We start from the raw sequence: 20,378 nt of genomic DNA on the forward strand, positions 1-20,378 counted from the left end.
GGTGACTCCTTACGCTGCGGCTTTGGAGGCGTGCAGACGTTCCTGATAACGGGCCACGAAACCGGCGCTCTGCTCTTCCAGCACCTGGATCAGACGACGGCTCTGGGTCTGCACAATGGTGTAGAGGAACAGCATGGGCACCGCGACGACCAGACCCTGCATGGTGGTCACCAGCGCCTCGGAGATACCGCCCGCCATCAGCTTGGGATCGCCGGTACCAAACAGAGTGATGGCCTGGAAGGTGGCAATCATCCCCACCACGGTACCGAGCAGGCCCAGCAGTGGTGCTACGGAGGCGATCAGCTTGATGATGCTGATGCCCTTCTCGAACTTGGGCACGTTGCGCAGGATGATCTCGTCGAGCTTGGACTCCAGATCCTCGATATTGTCACCGCGATGGTTCTGGTAGGCCCCCAGCATGTCACCAATGGGGTTACCCTTGATGATCTGATCGGATTTCAGCTGCTTGCGCATGGACGAGCCGATCAACGACAGCCGGATACCGCAGAAGATGGCCAGCAGGGTACCGAGCACACCGAGCACCATGATGACGTAACCCACTTCACCACCCTGATCGATCCGCTCCTTGAGAGTCGGTGACTGCACCAGCAGAGAGAGGATCACGCCGCGAGACGGGTCGATGAAGATGGGTTTGACCCCGTCACCACCCTGTTCAAACTCGGCGATGGGAGCCAGCACACTCTTTTCCGGTTGACGGGAGAGCTGCTCGAACTTGCCGGTCTCCGGTACGAAGGTGAGGTACTTGCCTTCGGAGACAGTGTTGAACTCGCCGATCTGGGTAACGGTCTTCTCGGCCTGGTTGCCTTCGCCGTAGACCACAGTCGCCGGGATCTGGCTCACCTTGCCACCGTCCACCATACGGCTGAGGGTGGTGGTCCAGAACGCTTCCAGATCGTCGCTTGAGGGGAGCTCTTTACTCTCGGCCAGACGGGTCAGCAGCGCGGTCTGTTCCGGATGCTCGACCCGACGGGCGGAGGCATTGAAGATCCCCTTGAACTCACCGGCAAACTGACGCAGTACGCCGAACATCTCGCCCATGTTGCCAGAACGCTGGCGCAGGGTTTCGGTCAGCTCGGTCAGCTGCTTGTCGTTGGCATCAAAGGTCGCCTTGAGCTGCTCGCCCTTGGCGGTTTCGGCTGCCAGCTCGGCCTTTGCCTTGGCCAGCAGCGCCCCCTGCTCGTTCTTGTCAGCCAGGAAACGGGCTTCCCGCTCCTTGTTGAGTTGGGATTCGCTCAGGCTGGAGGCCTTGACCTGGTTCAGCAGCGCATTGAGATCCACCGGTTTTTCGGCAGCGGTCACCGGCAGGGTGACCAGGGTTGCTCCCGCAATCAGGGAGGCAATAGCAAGTTTGATTCCTTTCATGATGCTTTCTCCGCAGTTTGAACCGGCAGCTTGATCAGCGCGGGAGGCGCCTGCTTCTTGGCGATGCGAAGGCCCTGTTCAACCGCACTGCGATACTCCTGGGGCAACTCTTCCCACTGGCGGGTCTGCTTGTTCCACATGCCGGTCTCCTGACCATCCGGGGACTGGTAAAGCAGCGCGATGCGGCCAACCCGCAGGAACTCGTAGGTCTTCTCGCTGCCATCCTTGTCCAGGCTCGCCTTGTAGGCCTCGATGGTGCGGCTGAAGCCCTCCTCGATCTGGTAGGCTTCCAGGATCTTGCGGTACTTCTCGGAGATGGTGACATCGGCGCGGTTCATCAGGTCGGTCAGGGCCGCTACGCGGTCCTCGCGCTCGACCTTCTGAAACGGCAGATCCAGTGACACAAATTGTTCGAGGGAGTCGATCATCTTGAGCATCAGGGGCACCACTTCGGTGCTGGTCTGATCAATCTGGGCGATCTGCTTTTGCATCGACGCCAGCTCGGCGCTCTGGGACTCGACCATCTTGCTCACCTGCTCGTTGTAGGTGCGCAGACTGTCGACCTGACGCAGGGCTGCTTTGTACTGAGCCAGTGCGGATTCGGCAGATTCGGCATAGCTGTCGATCTTCTGCTGGGAAACTTTGGATGCGTTGTCGGTGGCGGCTTGAGCGTCCACGGCCTGACCGGCAGTGGCGGCACTCAGATTGAAGCTGGTCAACAAGGCGGCCGAAACCAGGCTGCCAAGGAGCGCTTTCTTCATTGTAATGGTCCTTGTCTTCATAGGATTACCCTATCTCCGTAACTTCCTTGGACGTTGGGCACAGCCGGCCCGACCGGGCCGGCTGAGGTTGTATATCAACGGGGTTGATTAGAACTTCTGGGTGTAGTCGATGTAGTAGACGCGACCGTCGATGCCGTAGAGGTATTCATCGTAAGTGAAACCATCGTTGGACAGGGAAGGCCCGCGGTTGAACATGTTCTTCACGCCGGTCTGGATCTTGGCATTCCAGCTGGTATCGACCGCGACGTTCAGGTTCCAGATGGTGTTGGAAGCAATATGGCCCTCTTCCTTGTCATCCACATAGTCCTGGCTCTGGGAGTCGATATAGTTGGTGCTCAGGTAGGTATCCAGATTCCACAGCTGCGGGAAGTTGGCACCGATCCCGGAGTTGAAGCGGAAGTCGGGTTTGCCATTCCAGCCCTTCTTGTCGACCATTGGGCCACCAGCAAACAGACCTTCCTCATATTTCAGGATGTAGCTGCTGCCAAAGTCGTAACGCAGGGTGAAGGAGTTGAAGTCGTACTTGTAATCCGCCTTGAAGTCGATACCACTGGTCTTGAGCTGCCCCAGGTTGACCATGCCGGCATAGACCTTCTCGACATCGCCGTTGGCATCACGGATGACGTTCGGGTTGCTGCCGGTATTGAGCTCTTGATAGAACTGGGTCTGGGTGGTAGCCAGCTGGATCACGTCATCAATCTTGATGTAGTAGTAATCGAGCGACAGGTTCAGGTTGTCCAGCGGGTTGTAAGCAGCACCGATGGTAAAGGTATCAGCCGTCTCTTCCTTCAGGTTCTTGTTGGATTGACGTGTTGTCTCGTACTGCGCTTCGGAACAGTTGGCAATGCCATTGGCCTGGCAGTATACATAGTCCTTGGCAAAGTCCGCTGACTGGGCATCCGCCGCATAGAGATCGTTCAGACCCGGCGCGCGGAAAGACTGGGACCAGGAGGTACGGAACATCAGCTGGTCGAGCGGTTGATAACGCAGACTCGCTTTGGGCGAGAAGGCGCTGCCAAAATCGCTGTACTTGTCATAACGACCCGCCAGGTTCAGCTCGATCTGCTCGGTGATGGGGATCAGACTCTCAATATAGGTGGCGAACACATCGCGCACACCACCACCGGAGTTACCGGATGAACCCAGTACGTTACCCGCTTCGGACTGGCTGTCATAGGTATCGGAGTAAACCCAATCGTTATACTCGGCCCCAAGATACCAGCTGACCGGGCCAGCGGGCAGTTCGCCCATATCCCAACCTACACCGCCGTACCACTGGAAGAAGTCCATCTTGGAATTGCGGCTGGTGGTATAGGAGAGATCCTTGGTCGCCGCATCAGAGAAGCTGCCATTAACAAACTTGCCGGTATTGACCTGCGTTTCCACAGCGGGTGCCAAGACATAACCATTGCCGGTGCTCTGGTTATCTGTTTTGGAATACATGTAACCGGCATTCCATTCCAGATCGCCTACTGCTTCGGTCGGCACCACCCCTTCAAAACCCAGGTTCAGGGTACCGGTCAAGTCAGTCACATCGTTGTCACGGGGACCGACGTTGTTAAAGCGGTAGTACACGGTCGCGGCCTTGGCGGTGCTGAAGTTGTTGGCAGACAGAACTGCTGCGCTTTCAGGGGTGGAACCATCCACGGTAAAGGCACCGGCAGCTGGCGCGAAGCGGCCAAAACTGGTGACGCGGGAACCAATCATCTGTGGCACGAAATCCACATTGTCGTTGATATGGTAGCGCCCGTTGAGATAAACGGTATCGCGGGTACGAGAGGCAGTCTTGGCAGCGACCTGGGCAAAGTCGAAGCGGCAAGCCGTGCCCTTGGTGACGAAACCGGTGCCGGTACCTTCACAGTCAACTCCCTTCAGGGTACGGGTAACCGTCTTGCCGGTAGTGGCATCCACTCCCTTGATATTGCGGCCATAGAGACTCGGAGCAGTTGCCCCCTCTTTCGCCAGATAGTCGCGATCCTTGTAATAGATCTCGTCTTTCACATCGTGCTCGTAGACCATCATCAGGGAGCCTTTCTCACCCGAGATGCCGCTAACGATGGAACCACTCTGCTCGTCACCACCCTCTTCAGTCGGCGAACCAATACGTCCCTGGAAAGTCAGCCCTTCGAAACCCTCTTTGAGGATCACGTTGATAACGCCGCCGATGGCATCAGAGCCATACAGAGCCGACCCACCATCCAGGTTCACTTCCACCCGCTCAACCGCCGCCATGGGGATGGTGTTGAGGTTGATGGCAGTGCCACCCATGGAGGGAGAACCGGCGATACGCTTGCCATTAAGCAGCACCAGCGTGCGATCTTCACCAAGACCACGCAGCCCTACTGTGGCTTGTGACTGGGCAGAACTACCGGAGGATGGGGAGAAACCACCAAAGGAGTTGTAGGAGGCCTGTTTTAGATAATCAGCCACAGTCTGCTGACCAGACTGTTCAATTTGAGCCTTGCTGACAGAGACAACCGGAGTCGCCCCCTCAACATCAACACGGGAGATACGAGAGCCAGTGACTTTGATTTTCTGCAGTTTTTCGACGTTCTGCCCTTCTTCGGCAGATACGGATGGGGCCGCCGCAAGGCTCGCCAAGGCGAACGCAATCGCAGCAGAGATTCTGCTCTTCCTAAGCATCGCTTATATCCTTCCTGGTTGTTTATTGTTTGCTTCCTGATACCGCCCTCTTTGGAGCGATGTGTAAGGCTTATCAATCTTTGACTAGCGACGTCAATGGAGCAGGGGTGTAGCGAGGTCAGGCGTAGAATAAGCGGAGTGTATTAATTTTGACCGGCATAATTAGTGAATAATTCTGCCAAAAACAATTCACACAATGTAAAAACATTGTTAAATGGCGTAAATGGCGCTGAATTAAAATTTGATGAACTTATTAGTTAACGTGCTGTCCGTTTATATCTTATTTTGATTTATCGGCCTTAATGAGAATAAAACACTAACTTCATGAGGGTTGAACCTGACCGCTCCCATGGGGATAACTGTTAAAATCGTCGAGATGATATCGTTTTCCTTCAATTTCACCGCTCAAACAAAAACACTATTAATCAACAACTTAAAAACACCAAAAACTCAAATAAACAGCTGTTTATATTTTTTAAAATAATGTTGAGCAGTAGCGTTTTGTTTTGATTTTCACTTTTCAGATAAAAAACGTCATTTTTCGGTGCTTTTGGTCTCAGCGGGTCATTTGTCCCAGTTTTCCATTTCCTTGTACTTGATTTTTGTTGCAGAGCTTTTACAGTGGCCAAGCGGATTGTCTGCTGTTTGGCAACCAATCCAGCGCGTAATGCCAGGAAGGACAGGCCCGTCACCGGATTTGACTGGCCGCAAAAAAGAACAACAAGGACGAGGTTCCACCATGCTGTCGTATTTCCTACGCCGGATGCTTTTGATCATCCCGACGTTTCTCGGTATCACCCTGCTCGTCTTCACCATCACCCGTTTCGTGCCGGGTGGACCGGTCGAACGCATGCTGCTGCAAGCCCAGGTTTCCCAGAATGAATCCGGCCGCTCCAGTGGCAGCAAGGGGGCGCAGGCCCTCTCCGATGAACAGATCGAGGAGCTCAAGGCCTTCTATGGCCTCGACAAGCCCATGCTGGTCGCCTACTGGGAGTGGCTGCAGAAGCTGGCGGTACTCGATCTGGGCGAATCGACCCGCTACTACGAGCCGGTGTGGGATCTCATCAAGGATCGGCTCCCGGTCACCGCCTTCTTCGGGCTGGCGACCTTTCTGCTGAGCTATGCGGTCTCCATTCCGCTAGGTGTGGCGAAGGCGCTCAGGCACAATAGCCGCTTCGACTCGTTAAGCTCCATGCTTATCTACATGGCCTATGCCCTGCCAGCCTACGTGGTGGGGATCTTCCTCATCACCGTCTTCGCCTTCCATCTGGAGTGGCTGCCGATGGGCGGTTTTCCGGGAGACGACTTTGAATACATGGAGAGCAGCTGGGATCAGATCCGCACTGTCTTTGCCCACGCCCTGCTGCCGCTTATCGCCTACGCCATCGGCGATTTCGCCATCCTCACCATGACCATGAAAAACAGCCTGATGGAGAACCTGTCGGCCGATTATGTGCGTACCGCCGTGGCCAAGGGGTTACCGTTTCGCAAGGCGGTCACCGACCACGCCATGCGCAACAGCCTGATCCCCATCGCCAGCCACCTAGGGTCTGTGCTCACCGTTTTCTTTGGTGGCTCCTTCCTCATCGAGACCATCTTCAACATCGACGGCATCGGCCTGCTCGGTTACGAGGCTATCGTCGAGCGGGACTACCCCACCGTAATGGGCATTCTGGCCATCACCTCCATGCTGATGCTGATTGGCAATATCGTCTCCGATATCTGCGTTGCCCTCGTTGATCCCCGCGTGCGGTTTGGAGACTGACCATGAAGCTCAATCCGGTTACCTTGAAAAAACTCAAGCGCTTCAAGTCGATCAAGCGCGGTTACTACTCCTTCATCATCTTCACCACCCTGGTGCTGCTCTCCCTGCTGGCGGAGCTACTGGTCAACAGCAGGGCACTGATGGTGAGCTATCAGGGCCAGCCACTTCCCCACCTATGGCGATGTGATCCCCGGTCAGCAGTTCGGGCTCGATTACGAGTACGAAACCAACTACCGCCAGCTCAAGGCCAAGTTTGCCGCAGAGGGCCAGGGCGACTGGGTGCTGCTTCCGCCGGTGCCCTGGAACCCCTACGAGCAGGATTTCAAGGAGGATGCCTACCCGCCCTACGCCCCCAGCGCGGCCGAGCGCCACTTCCTCGGCACCGACACCAGCGGCCGCGACGTACTGGCGCGACTGGTTTACGGCTTTCGCATCGCCATCGGCTTTGCCTTTATCGCGCTTGCGGCCAGTTACGCCATCGGGGTCACCATCGGCTGTCTCATGGGCTTTCTCGGCGGCCGCTTTGACCTCATTCTGCAACGCTTTATCGAGATCTGGTCCCAGGTGCCGTTTCTCTACGTCATCATGATCCTGGTGTCGCTGGCCAAGCCCAACTTCGGCCTGTTTGTCGCCATCAACGTGCTGTTCGGCTGGATGGGGATCACCTGGTATATGCGCACCCTCACCTACAAGGAGCGGGCACGGGACTATGTGATGGCGGCGCGGGCGCAAGGGGCGACCACCGGGCGGATCATCTTCAACCACATCCTGCCCAACACCCTGATGATGATCGTCACCCTGGCGCCGTTCGCCGTGGTGGGCAATATCTCCACCCTGACGGCACTCGACTATCTGGGCTTCGGGCTGGCACCGCCGACCCCAAGCTGGGGGGAGCTGCTCTCCCAGGGCATCAACAATCTGGATGCCATCTGGATCGTCAGCTCGGTGGTGGCAGCGGTGAGTCTGGTGCTGATCATGGTCTCCTTTATCGGTGAGGCGATCCGCGAGGCGTTTGATCCGCGCAAATTTACCCGTTACCAATAAGCCAGCCGATGCCAGCGCATCGGCAGGCGCCAGATAACGAACAGTGATAAATGAAGGACGGGCCGCCGCCATCGGCGGTCCCGGGAGCAAGGGATAATCCCGTTATCAATCAAGACCCCCAGTGCAGGGGCCAGACCTGGAAGTCAAACATGAAAAATAAAATCAAATGGATAGGTGCTCTCTTTGTGCTGGTAAACGGATCCTGGGTCTGGGCGGCCAGCCTGCCCGCGGATCTCAAATGGGAGACCAACGACACGGATCCGGTGTTCGCCTCCCCCAAGGCGCTGCCGGGCGGCAGCCTCAATATGTTTGTGGAGAGCTTTCCGCTGACGTTTCGCACCGTGGGGCCAGATTCCAACGGATCGTTCCGCTCCTTTATTCTCGATAACCAACTACGGCTCATCAGCTTCCACCCCAATACCGGCAACCCCATCCCCTCGCTGGCGACCCACTGGGCCATAGCGCCAGACAGCCAGACCGTCTACTTCAAGCTGGATCCGCGAGCCAAATGGTCGGATGGCAAGCCGGTCAATGCCGATGACTACACCTTCGGCTACGAGATGATGCGCTCCAAACACATCAAGGGGCCCTGGTTCAACAACTACTACACCACCGAAGTGGTAGCGGTAGAGAAGATCGATGATCACACCATTATGGTCAAAGCGGGCAACCGCAAGGCCAAGATGGACCTGCTCAACACCACCGAGCTGTGGCCCCAGCCCAAGCACTATTACAAGCTGACCCCCAACTGGGTGAAGCAGTACAACTGGGCCGTGGTGCCCACCACAGGTCCCTACGTGATCAGCGACGTCAAGAAGGGCAAGTCGGTCACCTTCAGCAAGCAGAAGGATTGGTGGGCAAAGGATGATCGCTACAACCAGCACAGATTCAACATCGACACCATCAAGGTGCAGGTGATCCGCGACCACAACATCGCCTTCCGCCACTTCCTGAAAGGGGAGATCGATACCTTCGAGATGATCCTGCCCAACTGGTGGCATGAAAAAGCGGTCACCCCGGAGTACAAAAAAGGCTACGTGCAGAAGGTAATGGCCATGACCGACACCAAACAGGGCGGTCAGGGGGTTCACCTCAATGTGGCCAACCCCAAGCTGGCGGACGTAAACGTGCGCCTCGGCATCCAGCACGCCTTCAATATCGACAAGATGATCGAGACCGTGCTGCGCGGCGATTACGACAGAGCCACCACCTTCGACTCGGGCTTTGGCGAGTTCACTGACATCACGTTGCCTGAGCGGGCTTATGACATCGGCAAGGCGCGGGAGTACTTTGCCAAGGGCGGCTATAACAAGCCGGGGCCGGACGGCATCCTGCAAAATGAGAAGGGAGAGCGGCTGACGCTGGCGCTCACCTACACCAGTCAGGAGCACTCCAAGCGACTGACCGTGCTGAAAGAGGAGGCCAAGAAGGCGGGTCTGGATCTGGAGCTTAACCTGGTGGATGGCGCCACCGGCTTCAAGGTGATGCTGGAGAAGAAACACGAGGCGGCCTGGCTCGGTTGGGGCGGCGGCGGTCTCTATCCGCAATATTGGGAGTTTTTCCACTCCGCCAACGCCAACAAACCGCAGACCAACAACCTGTTCAACGTGGCTGACAAGGAGCTGGACGCGCTGATCGATGCCTACAACGTCGAATTCGACATGGCCAAGCGGGCCAAGCTCTCCCAGCAGATCCAGCAGCGCATCTATGACCTCGCCATCTTCGTGCCCGGGGTGCAGCTCAACTATGTGCGGGCCAGCAGCTGGCGTTATGTGATGCTGCCGGAAGTGCCTGCCACCAAGAACACGCCGGATCTGCTCTACTGGCCGATGGACGGTTATCCTCACAGTAGTGGCGGTCTGCTCTGGCTCGATCCCAAGGTGAAGGAAGAGACCCGCAACGCCAAGGAGGCAGGGGAGGCGCTGGCGCCCATCAACCTGCTCGACAAGACCTATGCACGTCATTGATATTCAGGCCATAGCGAAGGGAGCAGCCGTTATGCCCAACACTCAGGCCCCCATTCTTGACGTACCGGATAACGGGGGGGAGTTCGCCGCTGATAACGGCCAGCACCAGGCCCCAATCCTCGAAGTACGCGATCTTGAGGTGGAGTTCGCCGTCGATGACGGCAAGATCAAGGTGCTCGACGGGGTCAGCTTCAAGGTGGCCCCGGGTCAGACGCTGGGGATCGTCGGCGAGTCCGGCTGTGGCAAGAGTGTCACTTCACTCGCCATCATGGGGCTCTTGCCCAAGCCCCACGGTCAGGTAGTCGCCGGTTCCATCCGCTTTCAGGGGGAGGAGCTGCTGTCGCTTGCACCGGATCAGATGTACAAGGTGCGCGGCAACCGCATCTCGATGATCTTTCAGGAGCCGATGACGGCCCTCAACCCGGTGCAGACGGTCGGTGAGCAGCTGATGGAGGTGTTTCGCCTCCATCGCCCCGAATATGACAAGGCCCAGCGCAAAGCCGCGGCCATCGCCATGCTGCAGAAGGTGGGGATCCCTGAGCCGGCCCAGCGCTTTGCGGTCTATCCCCACAACCTCTCCGGCGGCATGCGCCAGCGGGTGATGATCGCCATGGCACTCTCCTGCGAGCCGGACCTGCTTATCTGTGACGAGCCGACCACGGCGCTGGATGTCACCATTCAGGCCCAGATCCTCGAACTGATGAAAGAGCTGCAGGCCCAGACCGGCATGGCCATCATCTTTATCACCCACGATCTGGGGGTAGTAGCTGAGCTGTGCGACGAAGTGGTGGTGATGTATGCCGGGCGGGCGGTGGAGCAGGCCGACGTGTTCGAGCTGTTTGACCACCCCCGTCACCCCTATACCCACGGCTTGATGAGCTCGATCCCGCGCCTTGAGGATGAGCCCAAGAGCCTGCTCAAGACCATCAAGGGACAGGTGCCTGCCCTGCACGAGATGCCCGCAGGCTGCCGCTTCTCCAACCGCTGCCCCCATGCGACCGATCTCTGCATCAGCGCCATTCCGGCGGTGGAGCAACTCAATTCGCGCCACCATGTCGCCTGTCACTACTGGAAGGAGTTGACCGTATGAGCACTCTGTTATCGGTCAGGGATCTGAAACAGCACTTCCGGCTGGGAGGCGGCTTCCTGCGCAAGCAATATACGGTTCACGCGGTGGATGGCATCAGCTTCGACCTGAAACAGGGAGAGACGCTGGGGCTGGTGGGTGAGTCGGGCTGCGGCAAGTCCACCCTCGGGCGCAGCCTGCTCAAGCTGTTCGAGCCGACCGCGGGCACCATCACCTTCGAGGGGCGCGATATCACCGCCCTCAGCCCGAAGGAGATGCGATCCCTGCGCCAGGAGATGCAGATGGTGTTTCAGGATCCTGCAGAATCTCTCAACAGCCGCCACACCGTGGGCCAAATTTTGGAGGAGCCCTTTATCATCCACGGTAAAGGCAACACTGAGCAGCGCCGCGGCTGGGTGCAGGAGTTGCTGGCAAAAGTGGGCCTGCCGGGCAGCGCGGTGGATCGCTACCCCCACGAGTTTTCCGGCGGTCAGCGCCAGCGGATCGGCATCGCCCGCGCCATCGCTCTCAAGCCCAAGCTGCTGGTGTGTGACGAGGCGGTCTCGGCCCTCGATGTCTCGGTGCAGTCGCAGATCGTCAACCTGCTGCTCAGCCTGCAGCGGGAGATGAACCTCTCCATCATCTTCATCGCCCACGATCTGTCGGTGGTCAAACATATCTCGGATCGCATCGCAGTGATGTATCTGGGACGCATCGTCGAGCTGGCGGATGCCCAGTCACTCTATCTGACGCCGCGCCACCCCTATACTCAGGCGCTAATCTCCGCCATTCCGGTGCCGGACCCGCGCAGGCGCAGCCAGCGCATTCTGCTGACCGGCGATGTGCCCTCCCCCATCTCGCCGCCAAGCGGCTGCCACTTCCACCAGCGCTGTCCCCATGCGACCGAGCTGTGCAAAAGCAAGGCGCCAAGGCTTGAGGCGCGTGATGAGTCCCATCATCAGGTGGCCTGTCACACCCCGCTCGCCGTCGGTGGTCACGCTATCAGCGGCAGCGCCATCAGTGACAACGCCATGAGCGGCGACAGCAGGCTGGAACAGGCGAGCTAGGCGCAGCGAACAAACGCCAGGGTAGAAACAGACGAGGCGGCCATCAGGCCGCCTCGTGCTATCGGGTCACGCTTGTCTTATCGAGCCACTGCCGCAGCTTGTCAGGCAATCTGGTAACGGCCGGGCTTGTGGTTGAGTGTCAACACCAGATTACAGATAACCGCCGCCACGATGGAGAGCGCCAGGATCCAGGGCTGCACCACGAAAAACGAGGCAACAACAATGGCGCAATCGAGCCCCATCTGCAGCTTGCCCGCCCGGATGCCAAAGCGATCCTGAATAAAGAGCGCCAGAATGTTGAAGCCCCCCAGACTCGACTTGTGGCGAAACATGATGAGCAGCCCCATGCCGATCAGGGTGCCGCCGATCAGCGCCGCATAGAGAGGCTCTATCTTGCCGATCTGCAGCACCCCGTTGAGGTGATCGGTCATGTAGGAGACCGCCGCCACCGAGACAAAGGTGTTGAAGGTAAAACGTGGCCCCATCCGCAGCCATGCCAGCGCGTAGAAGGGCAGGTTGATGCCGAAAAACAGCAGGCCGAAGCTGATACCGGTCACCTTTTGCAGCAACAGCGCCAGCCCGGCAGTCCCGCCGGTGAGCAGGCCAACCTGATGAAACAGAAAGATGCCGAGGGAAACAAAGCCGGCCGCCGTCAGCAGGGCCAGCACATCCTCATAAATAGGATGGGCAGTGCGAATCGAGGTGTTGTCCATAACCTGTATCCAAGCGAAGTAAAGAGAGAGTGTCTGTCGCCTGCCGTTGCGGGCGGGCTGCGAGCCCTGTCCACAGGGCTTCGTTATGGGGTCCAGTCTATTTTTTGTGAAAAGGATCACAACAGTCAGGCTGAACGCCCCATTCTGGTGCCTGTCATCTGGCATTGACACTCGCTGCACCAAGATGCAGCATGCCGCGGTTTAAGCGCGCCATCCCCCATTCACAGCACGAGGCACTTTTCATGAAGGTCACCATTTTTGGCACAGGCTATGTCGGGCTGGTGCAGGCCGCCGTTCTGGCCGAGGTGGGCCATCAGGTCTGCTGCGTGGATGTGGATGATGAACGGATCGCCGCCCTCAGGCTGAGGCAGATCCCCTTCTACGAGCCGGGGCTGGCCACGCTGGTCGAGAGTCATCTGGCCAGCGGCCGCCTGAGCTTCACGGTCGATCCCGCCATTGCCGTGGCACACGCCGACCTGCTGCTGATCGCCGTGGGCACCCCGGCTGACGAGGATGGCTCGGCCGACCTGCAACATGTGCTGTCTGTGGCCGACACCATAGGCCGACTGATGAGCAGCCCCAAGCTGGTGGTGACCAAGAGCACAGTACCGGTCGGCACGGCGCAACAAGTAAGGGAACATATTGAGCTACAGTTGGCCGAGCGTGGGCTGACCCTCGCCTGCGAGGTGGCGGCCAATCCCGAGTTTCTCAAGGAGGGAGCGGCGGTCAACGACTGCATGCGGCCGGATCGCATCATCATCGGCTGTGACAGCGAGCGGGCGCTTGAGCAGTTGCGCGCCCTCTACGCCCCCTTCAACCGCAATCACGACCGGATCGTGGTGATGGATCTACGCAGCGCCGAGCTCACCAAGTACGCCGCCAACGCCATGCTGGCCACCAAGATCTCCTTTATGAACGAGATGGCGGCCCTCGCCGAGCAGCTGGGGGCCGATATCGAGGCAGTGCGCCAGGGGATGGGGGCCGATCCCCGCATCGGTTACCACTTTATCTACCCGGGCTGCGGCTACGGCGGCTCCTGCTTCCCCAAAGATATCAAGTCGTTGCGCCATACCGCGGCGAGTGTCGGCTGCGACGCCCCGCTTTTAGCGGCGGTCGAGCAGGTCAACCAGCGCCAGCAACAGAAGATGGCGCAAACCCTGCTGACCCGCTTCGGCCCGGATCTGCGTGGCCACACCTTTGCCCTGTGGGGACTGGCGTTCAAACCCGGCACAGACGATATGCGCGATGCGCCGAGCCGCCCGCTGCTGGCCGCCATCTGGGCTGCCGGTGGCCGGGTGCAGGCCTTTGATCCCAAAGCGATGGGGCGTACCCATGAGCTTTACGGCCAGCGGCCGGATCTGCTGCTCTGCCCGACTCAGGAAGCTGCGCTGGAAGGGGCCGATGCTCTGCTGATCTGTACCGAGTGGCAGGCGTTTCGCGCCCCCGATTTCCAGCAGTTGAAGGCCCTGCTCAACCAGCCCGTCATCATCGATGGCCGCAACCTCTATGACCCCCGCCAGCTCAGCGAGCTCGGGTTTGACTATCACGCCATCGGGCGGCCACATCTTCCCGCCAAAAAGCAGCCTGCCAACACCAGTTGCAACCCGGAGACTAAACCATGATCTATCTGGTCACCGGCGTCGCCGGTTTTATCGGCTTTCACGTGGCCAACCAGCTGTGCGCCGCAGGTCATCGGGTGGTGGGCATCGACAACCTCAACGACTACTACGCGGTGAGTCTGAAAGAGGCGCGGCTGGCCCAGCTGGCCAGTTTCCCCCATTTTCACTTCGAGCGGCTGGATCTGGCGGATCGTGAAGCCATGGCGGCCCTGTTTGCCCGCCATCGCTTCGAGCGGGTGCTCCATCTGGGGGCGCAAGCGGGGGTGCGCTACTCAATCGACAATCCGTTCGCCTATGCCGACAGCAACCTCACCGGTATGCTGACGGTGCTGGAGGGGTGTCGTCACCACGGGATTCAGCATCTGCTCTACGCCTCCTCCAGCTCGGTCTATGGCATGGGGGATCAGATGCCCTACTCCACTGCGCAGCAGGTGGATCACCCCGTCTCCCTCTATGCCGCCACCAAAAAGAGCGGCGAGCTGATGGCCCACGCCTACTCGGCGCTCTATGGCCTGCCCACCACAGGGCTGCGCTTCTTTACCGTCTACGGCCCCTGGGGCCGCCCCGACATGGCCATCATCAAGTTCACCCGAGCCATCCTCGCGGGTGAGCCCATCGACGTATACAACCACGGCGATCTCAGCCGCGACTTCACCTTTATCGACGACATCGTCGCGGGGATCCTTGCCGTCGCCGATCAGCCGCCCCGCCCAAATCCCGATAGGCACGCCAGCGAGCAGAACGCGGCCGAGAGCGCAGCCCCCTACCGCATCCTCAATATCGGCAACGGCCAGCCGGTACGGCTGCTCGATTTTATCGAGGCACTGGAAGAGGCCATCGGCAAACCCGCTATCAAACGGATGCTGCCGATGCAGGCAGGCGACATGCACGCCACCTGGGCCGACAGCGAGCCGCTGCACACCCTCACCGGCCTGCGCCCCGCTACGCCTCTCAAGCAAGGTGTTGCCGAGTTTGTCCGCTGGTATCTCGACTACTATCGGCCCACCGCTGACGAGCGCGGGTAGCCCCTCGGTCATTGATGAGTTAATCAGATACCACTGATGCCCCGCGGGTTTTAGGATGGCTGAACGCACTGTCTGCGCACCATAGCGAGGATTTGAGATGCAATCACAGGAACAGGGTCTGATCGATGGACTGTTCGACCGCCTCAAGCAAGCGCAAGCCAGGGATAGCAAGCGAGACCAACAAGCGGATCAGCTGATCCGCCAGCATCTGGCCCAGCAGCCCGATGCCCCCTACTACATGGCCCAGGCGCTGCTAATTCAGCAGGCTGCTCTTACTCGCCTCAACGAGCGGGTCAAGGAGCTGGAAGCCAGCCAGAGCGCCCCAAATGGCGGCAGTTTTCTCTCCGGCCTGTTTGGTAGCGAAAGCAGCCCGCCCCCGCGCTTTACGCCGCCACCGGCATCCGCTCCTGCCCAGCCAGCATCCCGTACCAGCTCCTTTTTAGGGGGCGCCCTGCAAACCGCCGCGGGTGTGGCCGGTGGCGTCATGTTGGCCGATATGATCGGCGGACTGTTTCACAGCAACCGGCCCGAGGAGATCATCGACATCATAGAGCCAGCGCCCATTGCCAATCCGGTCGATGCAGAACCGGTACGCTGGGACAGCTGGGATTCACCTCCCGATGTTGGCAGCAATTTTCTCGACGACGATAGCCAGAGTGGCGGCTGGGCCGACAGCGACGATAGCAACGGCGGTTTCTTCTGACCGTCAAACCATTACTGGCTCCGCATCTGGCGGGGCCCAACTCGATACGAAACCCATGACTATGGAAAGTGTGATGACACCACGGATCGGCAGCGGCATGACGCGATATACTCAGCGCGCTTCGTGCCACCCGGGAACAACTCCCGACCCCAGGCGCTCTGTCCGTGGCCACGCAACACCCCCATGACGACAAGGAGCCACCTCATGATCCGAACCCTGCTTTTGACCGGTGCCGCCATTGCGGCCTATGCCCTGACCCAGAGCCACTCTCTGCTTCCCCTGCTCAGCCTGCTGGCCCTGCTTTCGCTCTGGGTTGTCAGCGAAATTGGCAGCTTCTATCACACGCTTCCTCCCACGGTGCAGGATGAACAGGAGTATCACCACGACTTCTAACCGGATGAAAAATGGTGTGAAACGGTCGAGATACCGTTAGTTCCATACCGTTTTGTTCTCTGAAATCAACCGGCTATAACAACAGGATCCTCTGGGTTCGTGGCGATAGCAGCCATGTTCCTCTATATCTTCTGTACTCAAACAGGAGATAACCCATGAGGCACATCAGCGAAAACGGACTGTTTTTGCTGCTTTTTTTGTCGTTGTTACTGGCAGGTACGCCGCGGGCGATGGCACAAGGCAGGGATTTCAGACAGGCCCCCAAGGCGCTGACGGCGATCAAGCAGGGTCAAGTGGCCCAGCAACACGGCAATCTGCAAAAAGCCATCGCCTTCTACTGTGTCGCCGCCAGCAGTGGCAACCCAGAGGGATATTTCCGGATCGGCCGCCTGCTCGCCACCGGCCCCGCCTCGGTACGCAGCGCCAGGTTGGCCAACAGTTATCTCGCCATGGCGATGCGCCTGGGCAACCAACAGGCCGCCCGTTACTACAACGCCCGCATCGGCAATGCCCCTATGGGAGAGCGGTGTGGCATCGGGATCCATGGCGGGCAGGGTGGCTATCTGGCCGGGCTCCCTTCCACCCCCTTCAATGTCGACTCCTGGGTTGCCCGCCAGCCCCCCGCCAAGCAAAAGCTGGTCACCATGCTGCGTCACGCCGCCAAACACCATAAGGTGGATGCCCGGCTGGTACTGGCGATTGCCATCGCCGAATCCAATCTCAACAGCCGCGCCGTTTCACCCAAGAATGCTCAGGGGCTGATGCAGCTGATCCCCGAAACCCAGCAACGTTTTGGTGTCACTCAACCCTTTGATCCTGCTCAGAACATCAAGGGTGGCGTCAGTTATCTCAAATGGCTGGATCGCCGTTTCGATGGCGACTGGGTGCTGATCTCGGCAGCCTACAATGCCGGGGAAAAAGCGGTGGAGCGCTATGGCGGGATCCCACCCTATGACGAGACGCAGGAGTACGTGAAACGGGTGCTCTACTTCGCTGGCCACAAACAGCCCTGAGCGGAAAATCAGAAGGTCGCCCGACCGGAAGGCGGCACACGCCTCTTTCTGCGGCCACTGTGGCGGCCACGCCCCCAATAATCGAAGCCATAGTGGCGGTAGTAACCCACCAAATTGCTGACCAGAAACAGCCCCTCCATCAGTGCGGCGACCGGTGAGCCCACCAGCAGGTTGTTGATCAGCCAGCAGAGGGTACCGAGCAGCATCCAGCGCCGCAGTTGGCGATCATCCGGGCAAAACGCGGCCCGGGTTTGCAGCAGGCTGGCCAGCAGCCCGATCAATGAGAGTACGCCCTGATAGGTCGCCAGCGCAGCCGCACAGGCCAACCCCATGAAAAACCACATCAAGATGCGGCGAACCAGCCAGATGCTGACCAGAAAGCGTACGCTGGCCAGCAGCAACAGGCTGGCGGCAGACCACTGCCCGAGCAGGGCAAAGTGACCGGCATTGAGGGCACAGGAGAGGGCCAGACAGGCCAGGATCCTGCGGCGATCCCGCAACTGAAACGACAACAGATCGAGCAACAAGGCCAGACTCACCACCAGTTGCGACCACAGAAACAGCGACATCATCCACACCTCATCCGTCATTTGGATGGCACAGCATGAGGGAGGGGTCGGAGAGCGGCATTAACCCGTGTTAATGCGCCTGCGGATCCGTGACAGGGTGACCGGGCTGATGCCGATGTAGTTGGCGAGCTGTACCTGAGTGAGCCGCGCCGGCCAGTGAGGGAAGGTGTGGCAGAGCTCCCGATAACGCTCTTCGGGGGAGTGGAGCAGCAAAAACGCCTCCTTGCGCTCCTTGTAACCGAGCTGCTGGCGCAACAGGGCCATGCAGACCGACTGCCAGGCGGGCTCATCCAGCAGGGCGAGCGGCACCCGCACCACCTGCAACTCCGTCAGCGCCTCCAGCTGGTAGCGGGCGGGCGCCCCCGTGAGCCAGCTGTCATAGAGCAGGCAGAGCTCCCCTTCGAAGTAGAACTCCTTGCAGCGCTCCTGTCCGTCCCGGGTGTAGTGGCAGGCGCGAACGATGCCCGCTTCGATATAGAAGGCCGCCTCCTGCTCTGCCCCTTGCGCCAACAGTGCCTGACCGGCGCGCAGCGTCTGCCGTGGCAAGCGCAGGCTGATGGCTTCGCTCAGCGCGGCGTCCAATCCCATTGTGCAGAGAAAAGCTGCCAGTGAGGGGACTTGAGGGGATGGTTTCATGACGGCTCCGGAACAAAACGGCAGCCCACATCATGCCCAAATTGCACGACTGATGCAGCAAGGCGTGACCCTGTTGGCAAAGGGGGGACATAGCCGGGTGCCGCCTTTGCCCCCCCTCGTCCGTTGGTTTACAATCGACGGGTTTTTTGGAACCCGGTTGACGGCGTGTCGACCTGGCCCCACCACGACATCAGTCTGTTAATGCCAAGACATTAACCTGCTGAAAAGGAAGAGAATTAGCCAATGGCTCAATTTATTTACACCATGAACCGGGTCGGCAAGGTAGTGCCGCCCAAGCGTCATATTCTCAAGAACATCTCCTTGAGCTTCTTCCCGGGCGCCAAGATCGGCGTTCTGGGTCTGAACGGCGCCGGTAAATCGACCCTGCTGCGCATCATGGCAGGCATCGACACCGAGATCGAAGGGGAAGCCCGTCCGCAGCCCGGCATCAAGATTGGCTACCTGCCGCAGGAGCCGAAGCTGGATCCGGAGCAGACCGTACGCGAGGCGGTCGAAGAGGCCGTTGGCGAAGTGAAGCGCGCCATGGCCCGTCTGGACGAGGTCTATGCAGCCTACGCCGACCCGGATGCCGACTTTGACAAGCTGGCCCGCGAACAGGGCGAGCTGGAAGCCATCATCCAGGCTCAGGGTGGCCACAACATGGAAAACCAGCTGGAGCGCGCGGCCGATGCCCTGCGCCTGCCGGCCTGGGATGCCAAGATCAAGCACCTCTCCGGTGGTGAGCGCCGCCGTGTGGCACTCTGCCGTCTGCTGCTGGAAAAGCCGGACATGCTGCTGCTGGACGAACCGACCAACCACCTGGATGCGGAATCCGTGGCCTGGCTCGAGCGCTTCCTGCACGACTACGAAGGCACTGTAGTGGCGATCACCCACGACCGTTACTTCCTCGACAACGTGGCGGGCTGGATCCTGGAGCTGGACCGCGGCGAAGGTATCCCGTGGGAAGGCAACTACTCCTCCTGGCTGGAGCAGAAGGACGCCCGTCTGGCGCAGGAAGCAAGTTCCGAAGCGGCCCGTCGCAAGTCCATCGAGAAAGAGCTGGAGTGGGTTCGTCAAAACCCGAAAGGGCGTCAGGCCAAGTCCAAGGCCCGTATGGCTCGCTTTGAAGAGCTCAACACCAACGACTACCAGAAGCGCAACGAGACCAACGAGCTGTTCATTCCGCCCGGACCGCGCCTCGGCGACAAGGTAGTGGAAGTGGCCAACCTGCGCAAATCCTACGGTGATCGTGTACTGATCGACGATCTGTCGTTTGCCATTCCGAAGGGTGCCATCGTCGGCATCATCGGCCCGAACGGTGCCGGTAAGTCGACCCTGTTCCGCATGATGTCGGGTCAGGAGCAGCCGGATTCCGGCGCCATCACGCTTGGTGAAACCGTGGTACTGGCCTCTGTCGATCAGTTCCGCGACAGCATGGATGACAAGAAGACGGTATTCGAAGAGGTCGCTGACGGTCAGGATATCCTGCGCATCGGCAACTACGAGTTCCCGAGCCGCGCCTACATCGGCCGCTTCAACTTCAAGGGTTCCGACCAGCAGAAGCGGGTTGGCGAACTCTCCGGTGGTGAACGTGGTCGTCTGCATCTGGCCAAGCTGCTGCAGACCGGCGGCAACGTGCTGCTGCTGGATGAACCGACCAACGATCTGGATATCGAAACCCTGCGCGCCCTCGAGAACGCCCTGCTGGAGTTCCCGGGTTGTGCCATGGTCATCTCCCACGACCGCTGGTTCCTCGACCGTATCGCCACTCACATCCTCGACTATCAGGATGAGGGCAAGATCGAGTTCTTCGAAGGTAACTTTACCGAATACGAAGAGTGGAAGAAGAAGACCTACGGCGCCGAGGCTATCCAACCGCACCGCGCTAAATATAAGCGCATCGCCAAATAAGGCTGACTGCGTGTTGAGGGGAGCTTCGGCTCCCCTTTCTCTTGCCTTTTGACTTACAATCCTAGACGGATGCCTTTGC

At 59.2% G+C, this 20,378-nt stretch carries 16 protein-coding genes and 1 pseudogene; 11 read left to right on the forward strand and 6 right to left on the reverse strand.

Features of this window, described 5'->3' with window-relative positions; genetic code table 11:
• Positions 1–9: 9 nt before the first annotated feature.
• The 3 genes from ACTG27_RS12300 to ACTG27_RS12310 all read right to left on the reverse strand — a co-directional run bounded on the left by ACTG27_RS12300 (position 10) and on the right by ACTG27_RS12310 (position 4,808).
• Positions 10–1,383: a MotA/TolQ/ExbB proton channel family protein gene (locus tag ACTG27_RS12300; protein WP_439979739.1), complete on the reverse strand. Its 1,374-nt coding sequence runs from the start codon at positions 1,381–1,383 to the stop codon at positions 10–12.
• Positions 1,380–2,144 carry a DUF3450 domain-containing protein gene (locus ACTG27_RS12305; RefSeq protein WP_005338938.1) on the reverse strand — a complete coding sequence of 255 codons (765 nt, stop codon included), beginning with the start codon at positions 2,142–2,144 and terminating at the stop codon, positions 1,380–1,382. Before ACTG27_RS12305 ends, ACTG27_RS12300 begins: the two co-directional genes overlap by 4 nt.
• A gap of 108 nt (positions 2,145–2,252) precedes the next feature.
• Positions 2,253–4,808 (reverse strand): TonB-dependent receptor, encoded by a 2,556-nt coding sequence (locus tag ACTG27_RS12310; protein WP_100646683.1) that lies wholly within the window; start codon positions 4,806–4,808, stop codon positions 2,253–2,255.
• A gap of 739 nt (positions 4,809–5,547) precedes the next feature.
• Here ACTG27_RS12310 and ACTG27_RS12315 point away from each other — a divergent pair.
• From ACTG27_RS12315 to ACTG27_RS12335, 5 genes and pseudogenes are all read left to right on the forward strand, one after another.
• The gene (locus tag ACTG27_RS12315) at positions 5,548–6,573 is read left to right on the forward strand and encodes an ABC transporter permease subunit (protein ID WP_005349436.1); all 1,026 of its coding nucleotides are present in this window, start codon (positions 5,548–5,550) and stop codon (positions 6,571–6,573) included.
• Positions 6,574–6,575: 2 nt separating this feature from the next.
• Positions 6,576–7,617: pseudogene (locus ACTG27_RS12320) on the forward strand (ABC transporter permease).
• A gap of 149 nt (positions 7,618–7,766) precedes the next feature.
• Positions 7,767–9,584, forward strand: a complete 1,818-nt coding sequence (locus tag ACTG27_RS12325) for an extracellular solute-binding protein (RefSeq protein ID WP_042054924.1) — start codon at positions 7,767–7,769, stop codon at positions 9,582–9,584.
• 31 nt (positions 9,585–9,615) lie between these two features.
• Positions 9,616–10,674 (forward strand): ABC transporter ATP-binding protein, encoded by a 1,059-nt coding sequence (locus tag ACTG27_RS12330; protein ID WP_100654459.1) that lies wholly within the window; start codon positions 9,616–9,618, stop codon positions 10,672–10,674.
• Positions 10,671–11,717, forward strand: a complete 1,047-nt coding sequence (locus ACTG27_RS12335) for an ABC transporter ATP-binding protein (RefSeq protein WP_439979740.1) — start codon at positions 10,671–10,673, stop codon at positions 11,715–11,717. The genes ACTG27_RS12330 and ACTG27_RS12335 overlap by 4 nt, the downstream gene beginning before the upstream one ends.
• 101 nt (positions 11,718–11,818) lie before the next feature.
• On the opposite strand, the gene ACTG27_RS12340 is transcribed toward ACTG27_RS12335, so the two are convergent.
• Positions 11,819–12,430 carry a YitT family protein gene (locus ACTG27_RS12340; protein ID WP_005349421.1) on the reverse strand — a complete coding sequence of 204 codons (612 nt, stop codon included), beginning with the start codon at positions 12,428–12,430 and terminating at the stop codon, positions 11,819–11,821.
• Between the two features lie 242 nt (positions 12,431–12,672).
• Here ACTG27_RS12340 and ACTG27_RS12345 point away from each other — a divergent pair, with 242 nt between their 5' ends.
• From ACTG27_RS12345 to ACTG27_RS12365, 5 genes are all read left to right on the forward strand, one after another.
• Positions 12,673–14,052 (forward strand): UDP-glucose dehydrogenase family protein, encoded by a 1,380-nt coding sequence (locus ACTG27_RS12345; protein ID WP_439980516.1) that lies wholly within the window; start codon positions 12,673–12,675, stop codon positions 14,050–14,052.
• The gene (locus tag ACTG27_RS12350; protein WP_439979741.1) at positions 14,049–15,074 is read left to right on the forward strand and encodes an NAD-dependent epimerase; all 1,026 of its coding nucleotides are present in this window, start codon (positions 14,049–14,051) and stop codon (positions 15,072–15,074) included. Before ACTG27_RS12345 ends, ACTG27_RS12350 begins: the two co-directional genes overlap by 4 nt.
• 97 nt (positions 15,075–15,171) lie before the next feature.
• Positions 15,172–15,777 (forward strand): DUF2076 domain-containing protein, encoded by a 606-nt coding sequence (locus ACTG27_RS12355; RefSeq protein ID WP_439979742.1) that lies wholly within the window; start codon positions 15,172–15,174, stop codon positions 15,775–15,777.
• A gap of 204 nt (positions 15,778–15,981) precedes the next feature.
• Positions 15,982–16,170 (forward strand): hypothetical protein, encoded by a 189-nt coding sequence (locus ACTG27_RS12360; RefSeq protein WP_111901619.1) that lies wholly within the window; start codon positions 15,982–15,984, stop codon positions 16,168–16,170.
• A 155-nt stretch (positions 16,171–16,325) separates the two neighbouring features.
• Positions 16,326–17,183: a lytic transglycosylase domain-containing protein gene (locus tag ACTG27_RS12365; RefSeq protein WP_439979743.1), complete on the forward strand. Its 858-nt coding sequence runs from the start codon at positions 16,326–16,328 to the stop codon at positions 17,181–17,183.
• A gap of 8 nt (positions 17,184–17,191) precedes the next feature.
• On the opposite strand, the gene ACTG27_RS12370 is transcribed toward ACTG27_RS12365, so the two are convergent.
• Together ACTG27_RS12370 and ACTG27_RS12375 are read right to left on the reverse strand one after the other, a co-directional pair.
• Positions 17,192–17,755: a YgjV family protein gene (locus ACTG27_RS12370; protein ID WP_439979744.1), complete on the reverse strand. Its 564-nt coding sequence runs from the start codon at positions 17,753–17,755 to the stop codon at positions 17,192–17,194.
• 57 nt (positions 17,756–17,812) lie between these two features.
• The gene (locus ACTG27_RS12375) at positions 17,813–18,388 is read right to left on the reverse strand and encodes a Crp/Fnr family transcriptional regulator (protein WP_439979745.1); all 576 of its coding nucleotides are present in this window, start codon (positions 18,386–18,388) and stop codon (positions 17,813–17,815) included.
• A 243-nt stretch (positions 18,389–18,631) separates the two neighbouring features.
• On the opposite strand from ACTG27_RS12375, the gene ettA reads away from it, so the two are divergent.
• On the forward strand, positions 18,632–20,299 hold the full coding sequence (ettA, locus tag ACTG27_RS12380; RefSeq protein ID WP_005358378.1) for an energy-dependent translational throttle protein EttA: 1,668 nt from the start codon (positions 18,632–18,634) through the stop codon (positions 20,297–20,299).
• Positions 20,300–20,378: the final 79 nt, after the last annotated feature.

The organism is Aeromonas sp. 97A, from assembly GCF_051919185.1.
GTDB classification, from domain to species: Bacteria; Pseudomonadota; Gammaproteobacteria; order Enterobacterales; family Aeromonadaceae; genus Aeromonas; species Aeromonas veronii.

Bases quoted from the DNA above. Each gene is read 5' to 3' on its own strand.
- ACTG27_RS12340 (WP_005349421.1), bottom strand. From the start codon at position 12,430: ATGGACAACACCTCGATTCGCACTGCCCATCCTATTTATGAGGATGTG.
- ACTG27_RS12300 (WP_439979739.1), bottom strand. From the start codon at position 1,383: ATGAAAGGAATCAAACTTGCTATTGCCTCCCTGATTGCGGGAGCAACC.
- ACTG27_RS12345 (WP_439980516.1), top strand. From the start codon at position 12,673: ATGAAGGTCACCATTTTTGGCACAGGCTATGTCGGGCTGGTGCAGGCC.
- ACTG27_RS12370 (WP_439979744.1), bottom strand. From the start codon at position 17,755: ATGATGTCGCTGTTTCTGTGGTCGCAACTGGTGGTGAGTCTGGCCTTG.
- ACTG27_RS12330 (WP_100654459.1), top strand. From the start codon at position 9,616: ATGCCCAACACTCAGGCCCCCATTCTTGACGTACCGGATAACGGGGGG.
- ACTG27_RS12310 (WP_100646683.1), bottom strand. From the start codon at position 4,808: ATGCTTAGGAAGAGCAGAATCTCTGCTGCGATTGCGTTCGCCTTGGCG.
- ACTG27_RS12365 (WP_439979743.1), top strand. From the start codon at position 16,326: ATGAGGCACATCAGCGAAAACGGACTGTTTTTGCTGCTTTTTTTGTCG.
- ACTG27_RS12355 (WP_439979742.1), top strand. From the start codon at position 15,172: ATGCAATCACAGGAACAGGGTCTGATCGATGGACTGTTCGACCGCCTC.
- ACTG27_RS12360 (WP_111901619.1), top strand. From the start codon at position 15,982: ATGATCCGAACCCTGCTTTTGACCGGTGCCGCCATTGCGGCCTATGCC.
- ACTG27_RS12325 (WP_042054924.1), top strand. From the start codon at position 7,767: ATGAAAAATAAAATCAAATGGATAGGTGCTCTCTTTGTGCTGGTAAAC.
- ACTG27_RS12315 (WP_005349436.1), top strand. From the start codon at position 5,548: ATGCTGTCGTATTTCCTACGCCGGATGCTTTTGATCATCCCGACGTTT.
- ACTG27_RS12335 (WP_439979740.1), top strand. From the start codon at position 10,671: ATGAGCACTCTGTTATCGGTCAGGGATCTGAAACAGCACTTCCGGCTG.
- ettA (WP_005358378.1), top strand. From the start codon at position 18,632: ATGGCTCAATTTATTTACACCATGAACCGGGTCGGCAAGGTAGTGCCG.
- ACTG27_RS12375 (WP_439979745.1), bottom strand. From the start codon at position 18,388: ATGAAACCATCCCCTCAAGTCCCCTCACTGGCAGCTTTTCTCTGCACA.
- ACTG27_RS12305 (WP_005338938.1), bottom strand. From the start codon at position 2,144: ATGAAGAAAGCGCTCCTTGGCAGCCTGGTTTCGGCCGCCTTGTTGACC.
- ACTG27_RS12350 (WP_439979741.1), top strand. From the start codon at position 14,049: ATGATCTATCTGGTCACCGGCGTCGCCGGTTTTATCGGCTTTCACGTG.